The organism is Klebsiella sp. KP20-425-1 (genome assembly GCF_025813515.1).
Lineage (GTDB): Bacteria > Pseudomonadota > Gammaproteobacteria > Enterobacterales > Enterobacteriaceae > Klebsiella > Klebsiella pneumoniae.
In genome coordinates, this window is the sequence record NZ_CP109614.1 from 4,546,540 (window position 1) to 4,559,728 (window position 13,189).

General features: G+C 55.8%; 6 protein-coding genes, 1 tRNA gene and 3 rRNA genes. 4 read left to right on the forward strand and 6 right to left on the reverse strand.

All coding sequences use genetic code 11. From position 1 onward, the window contains the following. The first annotated feature begins 14 nt into the window (after positions 1-14). From OHJ17_RS22260 to OHJ17_RS22270, 3 genes are read left to right on the forward strand one after another with little or no spacing between them, the layout of a single operon-like run. Positions 15-1,082 (forward strand): HlyD family secretion protein, encoded by a 1,068-nt coding sequence (locus tag OHJ17_RS22260; RefSeq protein ID WP_250950023.1) that lies wholly within the window; start codon positions 15-17, stop codon positions 1,080-1,082. Further along, positions 1,079-3,823: a ribosome-associated ATPase/putative transporter RbbA gene (rbbA, locus tag OHJ17_RS22265; RefSeq protein WP_032433799.1), complete on the forward strand. Its 2,745-nt coding sequence runs from the start codon at positions 1,079-1,081 to the stop codon at positions 3,821-3,823. Before OHJ17_RS22260 ends, rbbA begins: the two co-directional genes overlap by 4 nt. Continuing rightward, positions 3,823-4,947, forward strand: a complete 1,125-nt coding sequence (locus OHJ17_RS22270) for an ABC transporter permease (protein ID WP_023313904.1) — start codon at positions 3,823-3,825, stop codon at positions 4,945-4,947. The genes rbbA and OHJ17_RS22270 overlap by 1 nt, the downstream gene beginning before the upstream one ends. A gap of 40 nt (positions 4,948-4,987) precedes the next feature. On the opposite strand, the gene OHJ17_RS22275 is transcribed toward OHJ17_RS22270, so the two are convergent. From OHJ17_RS22275 to OHJ17_RS22295, 5 genes are all read right to left on the reverse strand, one after another. Continuing rightward, positions 4,988-5,305 carry a hypothetical protein gene (locus OHJ17_RS22275; protein ID WP_002887322.1) on the reverse strand — a complete coding sequence of 106 codons (318 nt, stop codon included), beginning with the start codon at positions 5,303-5,305 and terminating at the stop codon, positions 4,988-4,990. Between the two features lie 590 nt (positions 5,306-5,895). Further along, positions 5,896-6,011, reverse strand: a 5S ribosomal RNA gene (gene rrf / locus OHJ17_RS22280). A 96-nt stretch (positions 6,012-6,107) separates the two neighbouring features. Then, a 23S ribosomal RNA gene (locus OHJ17_RS22285) occupies positions 6,108-9,009 on the reverse strand. Between the two features lie 182 nt (positions 9,010-9,191). Further along, a tRNA-Glu gene (locus OHJ17_RS22290) sits at positions 9,192-9,267 on the reverse strand. 85 nt (positions 9,268-9,352) lie between these two features. Next, positions 9,353-10,892, reverse strand: a 16S ribosomal RNA gene (locus tag OHJ17_RS22295). The 16S, 23S and 5S rRNA genes sit together here with 1 tRNA gene alongside, the layout of an rRNA operon. 591 nt (positions 10,893-11,483) lie before the next feature. On the opposite strand from OHJ17_RS22295, the gene OHJ17_RS22300 reads away from it, so the two are divergent. Next, positions 11,484-12,605 carry a ribosomal protein uL16 3-hydroxylase gene (locus OHJ17_RS22300; protein WP_009309849.1) on the forward strand — a complete coding sequence of 374 codons (1,122 nt, stop codon included), beginning with the start codon at positions 11,484-11,486 and terminating at the stop codon, positions 12,603-12,605. A 46-nt stretch (positions 12,606-12,651) separates the two neighbouring features. Here OHJ17_RS22300 and kacT read toward each other — a convergent pair whose 3' ends face one another. Continuing rightward, complete coding sequence (kacT, locus tag OHJ17_RS22305) at positions 12,652-13,185, reverse strand: type II toxin-antitoxin system toxin KacT (protein WP_002887280.1); 534 nt, start codon at positions 13,183-13,185, stop codon at positions 12,652-12,654. Positions 13,186-13,189: the final 4 nt, after the last annotated feature.

Consider the following 13,189-nt stretch of genomic DNA (forward strand, 5'->3'; position numbering starts at 1 on the left):
CAAGCGAGTCGCGTATGGACAAAATAAAGAAACGTTGGGCAGGGTATTTTGTCGGCTTACTGGTGGTGCTCGCCGCCGCCGCATGGTGGCTGCTGCGCCCGCCGGGACTCCCGGCGGGGTTTGCCAGCAGCAACGGCCGAATCGAAGCCACCGAAGTCGATATTGCCAGTAAAATCGCCGGGCGTATCGACACCATTCTGGTCAAAGAGGGTCAGTTCGTGCACCAGGGAGAGGTGCTGGCGAGAATGGATACCCGGGTACTGAACGAGCAGCGTCTTGAAGCCGCCGCACAAATCAAGGAGGCGGAAAGCGCGGTCCTGGCCGCCAGAGCCTTGCTCAATCAGCGACAAAGTGAAATGCGCGCCAGCGAAGCGGTAGTGAAGCAGCGTCAGGCGGAGCTGGATTCCACGGCGAAACGCCATGTTCGCTCCAACACCCTCTCCCAGCGTGGCGCCGTCTCCGCCCAGCAGCTGGATGACGATCGCGCGGCCGCAGAGAGCGCCCGCGCGGCGCTGGAATCGGCGAAAGCCCAGGTCTCCGCCGCCCGCGCCGCCATCGAAGCTGCCCGCACCAGCATTATTCAGGCGCAAACCCGCGTCGAAGCCGCCCAGGCGACCGAGCGGCGGATCCTCGCCGATATTGACGATAGCGAGCTGAAAGCCCCTCGCGACGGCCGCATTCAGTATCGCGTCGCTGAGCTAGGCGAAGTCCTGGCCGCCGGTGGCCGGGTACTGAACATGGTCGATCTCGCCGATGTCTATATGACCTTCTTTCTGCCCACCGAACAGGCAGGTCTGCTGGCGCTCGGCAGCGAAGCGCGCTTGGTCCTTGATGCCGCGCCGGATCTGGTGATCCCGGCCAATATCAGCTTTGTCGCCAGCGTCGCCCAGTTCACGCCGAAAACGGTCGAGACCAGCGACGAGCGCCTGAAGCTAATGTTCCGCGTCAAAGCGCGTATCCCGCCGGAGCTGCTGGCGCAACACCTGGAGTATGTCAAAACCGGCCTGCCCGGTATGGCTTACGTACGGCTGGATAAACAACAACCCTGGCCTGAAGCCCTGGCGGTGAGGTTGCCGCAATGAAACTGACGCCGCAGGATACCTCGCCCCCCGTCGCCCTGCTGGAACATGTTGGTCAGCAGTTTGGCGCCACCATCGCGCTGCGCGATATCAGTCTGGCGATCCCGGCACGGCGTATGGTTGGCCTGATTGGCCCGGACGGCGTCGGCAAATCGAGCCTGCTTTCGCTGATCGCCGGGGCGCGGACCATCGAGCAGGGGAACGTGATGGTGCTTGGCGGCGATATGCGCGATGTGCATCACCGCCGCGAGGTGTGTCCGAAAATCGCGTGGATGCCGCAGGGACTGGGGAAAAACCTCTATCACACTCTCTCGGTGTATGAAAACGTCGACTTCTTCGCCCGCCTGTTCGGCCACGATAAAGCCGAGCGCGAACTGCGCATCAACGAGCTGCTGCAGAGTACCGGGCTGGCGCCGTTTCGCGATCGCCCCGCCGGAAAACTCTCCGGTGGGATGAAGCAAAAGCTCGGCCTGTGCTGCGCGCTGATCCACGATCCGCAGCTGCTGATCCTTGATGAACCGACCACCGGCGTCGATCCCCTCTCCCGGGCGCAGTTCTGGGAGCTTATCGACAGTATTCGCCAGCGCCAGCCGGCGATGAGCGTGCTGGTGGCCACCGCCTACATGGAAGAGGCCGAGCGATTTGACTGGCTGGTGGCGATGAACGCCGGCGAGGTGCTGGCGACCGGCAGCGCCGCAGAGCTCAAAGCCCAGACCGGCAGCCAGACCCTGGAGCAGGCGTTTATCGCCCTGCTGCCAGAAGCACAGCGTCAGGCGCATAGGGCGGTAGTTATCCCACCGCGCGACAGCCGTGAGGAAGAGATCGCCATCGAAGCGCGCGGCCTGACCATGCGCTTTGGCAACTTTGTTGCCGTCGACCACGTTAATTTCCGCATCGCCCGCGGTGAAATCTTCGGCTTCCTCGGCTCCAACGGCTGCGGCAAATCCACCACCATGAAGATGCTCACCGGCCTGCTGCCCGCCAGCGAAGGTGAAGCCTGGCTGTTCGGCCAGCCGGTCGACCCGAAGGATATCGCCACCCGCCAGCGGGTGGGCTATATGTCGCAGGCCTTCTCGCTTTACAGCGAACTGAGCGTGCGGCAAAACCTCGAACTGCACGCCCGCCTGTTCCATATTCCGGACGGCGAAATCCCCGGCCGGGTGGCGGAAATGTGCGAGCGCTTTATGCTGACCGAGGTTGAAGACGCGCTTCCCGCCGATCTGCCGCTGGGGATCCGTCAGCGCCTGTCGTTAGCGGTGGCGGTCATCCATCGCCCGGAGATGCTGATCCTCGACGAGCCGACCTCCGGCGTCGACCCGGTGGCGCGGGATATGTTCTGGCAGCTGATGGTAGACCTCGCGCGGCAGGATCAGGTGACCATTTTTATCTCCACCCACTTTATGAATGAGGCGGAACGCTGCGATCGTATCTCCCTGATGCACGCCGGCAAAGTGCTGGCCAGCGATACGCCGCAGGCGCTGGTCGAGCAGCGCGGTTCAAACAGCCTGGAAGAGGCGTTTATCGCCTGGCTTAAAGAGGCCCAGCCGTCCTCTCCAGTACCAGAAGAACCCACGTCTGCTGTGGCATCGCATTCCGGACATACGGCTCCACGGCAGGCCTTCAGTCTTCGCCGGCTGTTTAGCTATAGCCGCCGCGAGGCGCTGGAGCTGCGCCGCGATCCGGTACGATCGACGCTGGCGCTGCTGGGGACGGTGATCCTGATGTTTATCATGGGGTATGGGATCAGCATGGACGTTGAGGATCTGCGCTTTGCCGTCCTCGACCGCGATCAAACCCTCAGCAGCCAGGGCTGGTCGCAGAATCTCGCTGGCTCACGCTACTTTATCGAACAGGCGCCGCTGCACAGCTATGACGAACTGGACCGCCGGATGCGCGACGGCGAGCTGGCGGTGGCGATAGAGATCCCGCCGAACTTTGGTCGCGATATCGCCCGCGGCACGCCGGTGCAAATCGGCGTGTGGGTGGACGGCGCGATGCCCAACCGCGCGGAAACCGTGCGCGGCTACGTACAGGCGATGCATCTGGCCTGGCTGCAGGAGATGGCCGGCCGGCAGAGCAGCCCGCAGCGCGATACCTCGCTCATCTCCATCGAGACCCGCTATCGCTACAATCCAGACGTGAAGAGCCTGCCGGCCATCGTCCCGGCGGTGATCCCGCTGCTGCTGATGATGATCCCGGCGATGCTCAGCGCCCTGAGCGTAGTACGTGAGAAAGAGCTCGGGTCGATTATCAACTTGTACGTGACGCCGACCACCCGTAGCGAGTTCCTGCTCGGCAAGCAGCTGCCTTACATCGTACTGGGGATGTTTAACTTCTTCCTGCTGTGCGCGCTGTCGGTCTTTGTCTTTGGCGTCGCGCATAAGGGGAGTTTCCTGACGCTGACCCTGGCGGCGCTGCTGTATGTCACCATCGCCACTGGTCTGGGGCTGCTGATCTCAACCTTTATGAAGAGCCAAATCGCCGCTATTTTCGGTACCGCGATTATTACGCTGATCCCGGCAACCCAGTTTTCCGGAATGATCGATCCGGTGGCCTCGCTGGAAGGTCCCGGACGCTGGATTGGGCAAATCTACCCGACCAGCCACTTCCTGACTATCGCCCGCGGGACCTTTTCCAAAGCGCTGAATATTAGCGATTTGTGGGGCTCATTCATTCCGCTACTGATTGCGGTGCCGCTGGTGCTCGGGTTGAGCGTGCTGCTGCTGAAGAAACAGGAGGGATGATGCGCGGATTACGCAATATTTATAATCTTGGCGTCAAAGAGCTGCGCAGCCTGCTCGGTGATAAAGCGATGCTGGCGCTGATCGTGTTTGCGTTTACCGTGTCGGTGTACTCCTCGGCCACGGTGATGCCCGGTTCGCTGCACCTGGCGCCGATCGCGGTTGCTGATATGGATAAATCACAGCTCTCCTCACGCATTATTAACGCTTTTTACCGTCCCTGGTTTCTTGAGCCGGAGCTGATCACCGCTGATGAGATGGACGCCGGGCTGGATGCCGGGCGCTACACGTTCGCCATCAACATCCCGCCTAACTTCCAGCGCGATGTACTGGCCGGTCGGCAGCCGGAAATCCAGGTCAACGTCGACGCCACGCGCATGAGTCAGGCCTTTACCGGCAACGGTTACATCCAGAATATTATCACCGGCGAAGTAAACAGTTTTATCGCCCGCTATCGGGATAACAGCGTGCTGCCGGTAGAGCTGGCGGTCAGGATGCGTTTTAATCCTAACCTTGAGCAGGAGCGCTTTGGCGCGGTGATGGCGATCATCAACAATATCACCATGCTGGCCATTGTCCTCACCGGTTCGGCGCTGATCCGCGAGCGAGAACATGGCACCATTGAGCATCTGCTGGTGATGCCGGTCACGCCGTTTGAAATTATGCTGGCTAAGATCTGGTCGATGGGTCTGGTGGTGCTGGTGGTGTCCGGGCTGTCGCTGGTGCTGATGGTGCAGGGGATTTTACAGGTACCCATTGAAGGGTCGATTACCCTGTTTATGCTGGGGGTGGCGCTCAGCCTGTTCGCCACTACCTCGATCGGCATTTTTATGGGCACCCTCGCCCGCTCGATGCCGCAGCTGGGGCTGCTGATGATCCTGGTCTTACTGCCGCTGCAGATGCTCTCCGGCGGATCCACGCCGCGAGAAAGTATGCCGCAGCTGGTACAGGATATTATGTTGACCATGCCGACCACCCACTTCGTCAGCCTGGCGCAGGCGATATTGTATCGAGGCGCCAGCTTCGCCATCGTCTGGCCGCAGTTCTTAACCTTGCTGGCTATCGGCGGAGTGTTCTTTACTATCGCGTTGCTGCGTTTTCGTAAGACTATTGGTGAGATGGCATAAAGGCTTAAGAAGGGCCGTCGACTTACGGCGGCCGAATGGTTTATTTATGGCGATTCATAAAGCGACGTAAACCCCAGGTGAAGGCCATCGCCATACTGAAGAGAATGAACAGCAACACCACCCAGCTGATGGAGATGCGCAGCAGCGTGCCGGGGGTCATAAACGGCTGCAGATACACGGTGAAGGACTGGGCGGGTGATTTTCCCAGCAGTTCATAAACGTTATCGGTGAGCCACACGCCGACCCGGCAGAACAACCAGATAATCGCTGGCCAGCAGAGCAGCACCAGAAAGGTAAAGCGCTCCTGAATGTAAGTGAAGAGCTGGCGCAATGGCGACCAGTTAAGCAGGATTTTCATTTCTATTCTCATTTGCCAGCCGAGAACCAGTCTATGTTTCGCAAGGTATTTCGGGCAGCATCCATACAGGCAATCATCCCCCTTTGTATATCAAATTTGCTGCCATATAAACCAGATCAAGTTAACAAAGTGTTAATGATAAAGCTCATTTAGACAAAAACAGGGAAGAAGCATACCGTTCGCCACAATAAATCCGGAAGCGAAGTATCCAGTCACGGAAATATTTTTTCTGAAGCGTAAACGCGTTATTTTGTGGGAGGAAGAGGCCGCATCATTATTTTACCGGGGCACAATATAATGGCGCTGAAATAAAGAAATAATATTAATCGTAGCTGCTGATAATTATTTTCCGACTTATATCATCCGGTAAATTCACTATCCGGTTGACCATGCCACAAGCATTCGTCACGCTATTTTGCGAAGCAATAAAGGCGGTGCTGCGCACCTTGTCCGGCCACAGGGACGTAGCCCCGTGTCGGATCCGTAGCCCCGGTAAGCGCAGCGCCACCGGGGAGACATACCGGCACGCTGGCCGGACGCCAGAAACGCAAAAAGCCCATCCGGCAGGATGGGCTCTTCACTTGTTTGATGCCTGGCAGTTCCCTACTCTCACATGGGGAGACCCCACACTACCATCGGCGCTACGGCGTTTCACTTCTGAGTTCGGCATGGGGTCAGGTGGGACCACCGCGCTAGTGCCGCCAGGCAAATTCTGTTTTATCAACACGTTTCACCAACGTATCGATTAATCTGTATCAGAGCTGAAAATTCTCTCAATCCGCCAAAACATCTTCGGCGTTGTAAGGTTAAGCCTCACGGTTCATTAGTACCGGTTAGCTCAACGCATCGCTGCGCTTACACACCCGGCCTATCAACGTCATCGTCTTTAACGTTCCTTCAGGAGACTTAAAGTCTCAGGGAGAACTCATCTCGGGGCAAGTTTCGTGCTTAGATGCTTTCAGCACTTATCTCTTCCGCATTTAGCTACCGGGCAGTGCCATTGGCATGACAACCCGAACACCAGTGATGCGTCCACTCCGGTCCTCTCGTACTAGGAGCAGCCCCCCTCAATTCTCCAGCGCCCACGGCAGATAGGGACCGAACTGTCTCACGACGTTCTAAACCCAGCTCGCGTACCACTTTAAATGGCGAACAGCCATACCCTTGGGACCTACTTCAGCCCCAGGATGTGATGAGCCGACATCGAGGTGCCAAACACCGCCGTCGATATGAACTCTTGGGCGGTATCAGCCTGTTATCCCCGGAGTACCTTTTATCCGTTGAGCGATGGCCCTTCCATTCAGAACCACCGGATCACTATGACCTGCTTTCGCACCTGCTCGCGCCGTCACGCTCGCAGTCAAGCTAGCTTATGCCATTGCACTAACCTCCTGATGTCCGACCAGGATTAGCTAACCTTCGTGCTCCTCCGTTACGCTTTGGGAGGAGACCGCCCCAGTCAAACTACCCACCAGACACTGTCCGCAACCCCGGTAAGGGGCCAACGTTAGAACATCAAACATTAAAGGGTGGTATTTCAAGGTTGGCTCCACGCAGACTGGCGTCCACGCTTCAAAGCCTCCCACCTATCCTACACATCAAGGCTCAATGTTCAGTGTCAAGCTATAGTAAAGGTTCACGGGGTCTTTCCGTCTTGCCGCGGGTACACTGCATCTTCACAGCGAGTTCAATTTCACTGAGTCTCGGGTGGAGACAGCCTGGCCATCATTACGCCATTCGTGCAGGTCGGAACTTACCCGACAAGGAATTTCGCTACCTTAGGACCGTTATAGTTACGGCCGCCGTTTACCGGGGCTTCGATCAAGAGCTTCTCCTTACGGATAACCCCATCAATTAACCTTCCGGCACCGGGCAGGCGTCACACCGTATACGTCCACTTTCGTGTTTGCACAGTGCTGTGTTTTTAATAAACAGTTGCAGCCAGCTGGTATCTTCGACTGGTCTCAGCTCCATCCGCAGGGACTTCACCTACACACCAGCGTGCCTTCTCCCGAAGTTACGGCACCATTTTGCCTAGTTCCTTCACCCGAGTTCTCTCAAGCGCCTTGGTATTCTCTACCTGACCACCTGTGTCGGTTTGGGGTACGATTTGATGTTACCTGATGCTTAGAGGCTTTTCCTGGAAGCAGGGCATTTGTTACTTCAGCACCGTAGTGCCTCGTCATCACACCTCAGCCTTGATTATCCGGATTTGCCTGGATAACCAGCCTACATGCTTAAACCGGGACAACCGTCGCCCGGCTAACATAGCCTTCTCCGTCCCCCCTTCGCAGTAACACCAAGTACAGGAATATTAACCTGTTTCCCATCGACTACGCCTTTCGGCCTCGCCTTAGGGGTCGACTCACCCTGCCCCGATTAACGTTGGACAGGAACCCTTGGTCTTCCGGCGAGCGGGCTTTTCACCCGCTTTATCGTTACTTATGTCAGCATTCGCACTTCTGATACCTCCAGCAACCCTCACAGGTCACCTTCGCAGGCTTACAGAACGCTCCCCTACCCAACAACACATAGTGTCGCTGCCGCAGCTTCGGTGCATGGTTTAGCCCCGTTACATCTTCCGCGCAGGCCGACTCGACCAGTGAGCTATTACGCTTTCTTTAAATGATGGCTGCTTCTAAGCCAACATCCTGGCTGTCTGTGCCTTCCCACATCGTTTCCCACTTAACCATGACTTTGGGACCTTAGCTGGCGGTCTGGGTTGTTTCCCTCTTCACGACGGACGTTAGCACCCGCCGTGTGTCTCCCGTGATAACATTCTTCGGTATTCGTAGTTTGCATCGGGTTGGTAAGTCGGGATGACCCCCTAGCCGAAACAGTGCTCTACCCCCGAAGATGAATTCACGAGGCGCTACCTAAATAGCTTTCGGGGAGAACCAGCTATCTCCCGGTTTGATTGGCCTTTCACCCCCAGCCACAAGTCATCCGCTAATTTTTCAACATTAGTCGGTTCGGTCCTCCAGTTAGTGTTACCCAACCTTCAACCTGCCCATGGCTAGATCACCGGGTTTCGGGTCTATACCCTGCAACTTAACGCCCAGTTAAGACTCGGTTTCCCTGCGGCTCCCCTATACGGTTAACCTTGCTACAGAATATAAGTCGCTGACCCATTATACAAAAGGTACGCAGTCACACCCGAAGGTGCTCCCACTGCTTGTACGTACACGGTTTCAGGTTCTTTTTCACTCCCCTCGCCGGGGTTCTTTTCGCCTTTCCCTCACGGTACTGGTTCACTATCGGTCAGTCAGGAGTATTTAGCCTTGGAGGATGGTCCCCCCATATTCAGACAGGATACCACGTGTCCCGCCCTACTCTTCGAGTTCACAGCCTGTGCATTTTGGTGTACGGGACTATCACCCTGTACCGTCGGACTTTCCAGACCGTTCCACTAACACACAAGCTGATTCAGACTCTGGGCTGCTCCCCGTTCGCTCGCCGCTACTGGGGGAATCTCGGTTGATTTCTTTTCCTCGGGGTACTTAGATGTTTCAGTTCCCCCGGTTCGCCTCGTTAACCTATGTATTCAGTTAACGATAGTGCAACGAATTGCACTGGGTTTCCCCATTCGGACATCGCCGGCTATAACGGTTCATATCACCTTACCGACGCTTTTCGCAGATTAGCACGTCCTTCATCGCCTCTGACTGCCAGGGCATCCACCGTGTACGCTTAGTCGCTTAACCTCACAACCCGAAGATGTTTCACTTCTGATTGCGAAAATTTGAGAGACTCGAACACACATTAACTGTGTGTCGTTTCAATTTTCAGCTTGATCCAGATTTTTAAAGAGCAAATATCTCAAACATCACCCGAAGATGAGTTTTGAGATAGTTCGGCACGCGTCTTTCACTCACGAACCAGCAAGTGGCGTCCCCTAGGGGATTCGAACCCCTGTTACCGCCGTGAAAGGGCGGTGTCCTGGGCCTCTAGACGAAGGGGACACTGAAGTCTCAATCGCAAGACGCCTTGCTTCTCTACTTTCATCAGACAATCTGTGTGAGCACTACAAAGGCAGGTTCTTTAAGGTAAGGAGGTGATCCAACCGCAGGTTCCCCTACGGTTACCTTGTTACGACTTCACCCCAGTCATGAATCACAAAGTGGTAAGCGCCCTCCCGAAGGTTAAGCTACCTACTTCTTTTGCAACCCACTCCCATGGTGTGACGGGCGGTGTGTACAAGGCCCGGGAACGTATTCACCGTAGCATTCTGATCTACGATTACTAGCGATTCCGACTTCATGGAGTCGAGTTGCAGACTCCAATCCGGACTACGACATACTTTATGAGGTCCGCTTGCTCTCGCGAGGTCGCTTCTCTTTGTATATGCCATTGTAGCACGTGTGTAGCCCTGGTCGTAAGGGCCATGATGACTTGACGTCATCCCCACCTTCCTCCAGTTTATCACTGGCAGTCTCCTTTGAGTTCCCGGCCGAACCGCTGGCAACAAAGGATAAGGGTTGCGCTCGTTGCGGGACTTAACCCAACATTTCACAACACGAGCTGACGACAGCCATGCAGCACCTGTCTCACAGTTCCCGAAGGCACCAATCCATCTCTGGAAAGTTCTGTGGATGTCAAGACCAGGTAAGGTTCTTCGCGTTGCATCGAATTAAACCACATGCTCCACCGCTTGTGCGGGCCCCCGTCAATTCATTTGAGTTTTAACCTTGCGGCCGTACTCCCCAGGCGGTCGATTTAACGCGTTAGCTCCGGAAGCCACGCCTCAAGGGCACAACCTCCAAATCGACATCGTTTACGGCGTGGACTACCAGGGTATCTAATCCTGTTTGCTCCCCACGCTTTCGCACCTGAGCGTCAGTCTTTGTCCAGGGGGCCGCCTTCGCCACCGGTATTCCTCCAGATCTCTACGCATTTCACCGCTACACCTGGAATTCTACCCCCCTCTACAAGACTCTAGCCTGCCAGTTTCGAATGCAGTTCCCAGGTTGAGCCCGGGGATTTCACATCCGACTTGACAGACCGCCTGCGTGCGCTTTACGCCCAGTAATTCCGATTAACGCTTGCACCCTCCGTATTACCGCGGCTGCTGGCACGGAGTTAGCCGGTGCTTCTTCTGCGGGTAACGTCAATCGCCAAGGTTATTAACCTTAACGCCTTCCTCCCCGCTGAAAGTGCTTTACAACCCGAAGGCCTTCTTCACACACGCGGCATGGCTGCATCAGGCTTGCGCCCATTGTGCAATATTCCCCACTGCTGCCTCCCGTAGGAGTCTGGACCGTGTCTCAGTTCCAGTGTGGCTGGTCATCCTCTCAGACCAGCTAGGGATCGTCGCCTAGGTGAGCCGTTACCCCACCTACTAGCTAATCCCATCTGGGCACATCTGATGGCATGAGGCCCGAAGGTCCCCCACTTTGGTCTTGCGACATTATGCGGTATTAGCTACCGTTTCCAGTAGTTATCCCCCTCCATCAGGCAGTTTCCCAGACATTACTCACCCGTCCGCCGCTCGTCACCCGAGAGCAAGCTCTCTGTGCTACCGCTCGACTTGCATGTGTTAGGCCTGCCGCCAGCGTTCAATCTGAGCCATGATCAAACTCTTCAATTTAAGTTTGATGCTCAAAGAATTAAACTTCGTAATGAATTACGTGTTCACTCTTGAGACTTGGTATTCATTTTTCGTCCGAGGACGTTAAGAATCCATGTCACTTTGAGTGCCCACACAGATTGTCTGATAAATTGTTAAAGAGCAGTTGCGACGCGCTTTAGCGCTCTGTCGCGAGGTGGCGTATATTACGCTTTCCTCTTTCAGAGTCAACCCGTTTTTCAGGATTTTTCTCTGCAACCGAACCGGCTGTTTGTGTGAAGTGATTCACATCCGCCATGTCAGTGGGAGCGCATTATAGGGAGTTCGTCGGAAGTAGCAAGCGTTAAAATAGAAAAATCTTATCGACCGCTCATTATTTGAACTTTTCGCGAATTCATCTTCTTACCATTAAAGGCTCAATCCCAGTGTTCATGCGGCCTGCAGCGCAATTTACGCTAAGATCGGTTTTTGGCAAAAATGTGATTTTTCTCTCTTACCCAACGCCATTATCGCGCCGATGGTGAATTAAGCACCACTCTTGACCCACGACAATGCGCCCGCCCGGCCCTCATTTCTATAATCAGGCCCGTTTCTTCTTACTGGTAATAATCGATGGCTTATCAACTCAACATTAACTGGCCCGAGTTTTTAGAAAAATACTGGCAGAAACAGCCGGTGGTATTAAAAAACGCGTTTCCGGACTTCGTCGACCCGATTACTCCGGACGAGCTGGCCGGATTAGCCATGGAGCCGGAAGTCGACAGCCGGCTGGTCAGCCTGAAAAACGGCAAATGGCAGGCCAGCAATGGTCCTTTTGAACATTTCGACGGGCTGGGCGAAACCGGTTGGTCCCTGCTGGCCCAGGCGGTAAACCACTGGCATATGCCGGCCGCCGAGCTGGTGCGCCCGTTCCGCGTACTGCCGGACTGGCGCCTGGACGACCTGATGATCTCCTTCTCCGTCCCCGGCGGCGGTGTCGGCCCGCATATCGATCAGTATGACGTCTTTATTATTCAGGGCATGGGCAGCCGCCGGTGGCGCGTGGGTGACAAGCTGCCGATGCGTCAGTTCTGTCCGCATCCGGCACTGCTGCACGTCGATCCGTTCCCACCGATCATTGATGAAGATCTGCAGCCGGGCGACATCCTCTATATTCCACCGGGATTCCCGCACGACGGCATAACCCACGAAACCGCCCTGAACTACTCCGTCGGCTTCCGCGGGCCAAACGGCCGCGACCTGATCAGCAGCTTCGCCGACTATGTGCTGGAGAACGATCTCGGCGGCGAGCACTACAGCGATCCGGACCTCACCTGCCGCGAGCATCCGGGCCGGGTTGAAGAGTATGAACTCGAACGTCTGCGCACCATGATGATCGATATGATTCGCCAGCCGGAAGACTTCAAGCAGTGGTTCGGCAGTTTCGTCACCACCCCGCGTCACGAGCTGGATATTGCGCCGGCGGAACCACCGTATGAAGAAGAGGAAGTGCTCGATGCGCTGCTGGGTGGTGAAAAGCTTTCCCGCCTGAGCGGCCTGCGCGTTCTGCATATCGGCGACAGCTTCTTCGTGCATAGCGAACAACTCGACACCACCGATGCCGAAGCGCTGGATGCGCTGTGTCGCTATACCTCATTAGGCCAGGAAGAGCTCGGCAGCGGCCTGCAGAATCCGGCGTTCGTGAGCGAACTGACGCGGCTGATTAATCAGGGCTACTGGTACTTCGAAGAGTAAGAGAGTCGCGATACTGCGGGCAGCCGCCTGGCGTGCCCGGTTTCTTTTATGACTCATCGTCAGTAAAGAGCTGTTCAATCGATTTGGTCGGATAAAACAGTAAGTTACTATTTTCATCCACGAGCTGTATAAACCCCAGACGAAGATAGAATGCTTTAGCTTTCTCATTAAGGGCTTCAACAAACAATCCGTAGATGCCAACGGCTTTAGACGCTCCCCACACCACTCGCATCACATGGGCAACCAACATCTCTCCCCAGCCCTGCCCCTGAACAGATTTATCAATGGCCAGCCGCCCGAGGGTTACGCTTGGCGCATTTTGATACGGGATTTTCTTTTGCTGAGTTTTAGACGGCAACATGCCTCGCTCGAAACAACTCCCCGATAAGGTGTAATAACCCAGCAACCTGGGAACGGTATCCCCGGAGACCAGCGCATAACCCCTTAAGATTTGTCCATCGTGCTGCCGCTTGAGGTGCTCTTTTAAAAACGTATTCAGCGCTTCCTCGCCGCAATCAAATCCAGTGATATCGTAGCTGAACGCATCGGCAATCATCTCAATCGTCAGTTGCTGCTCCATTAGC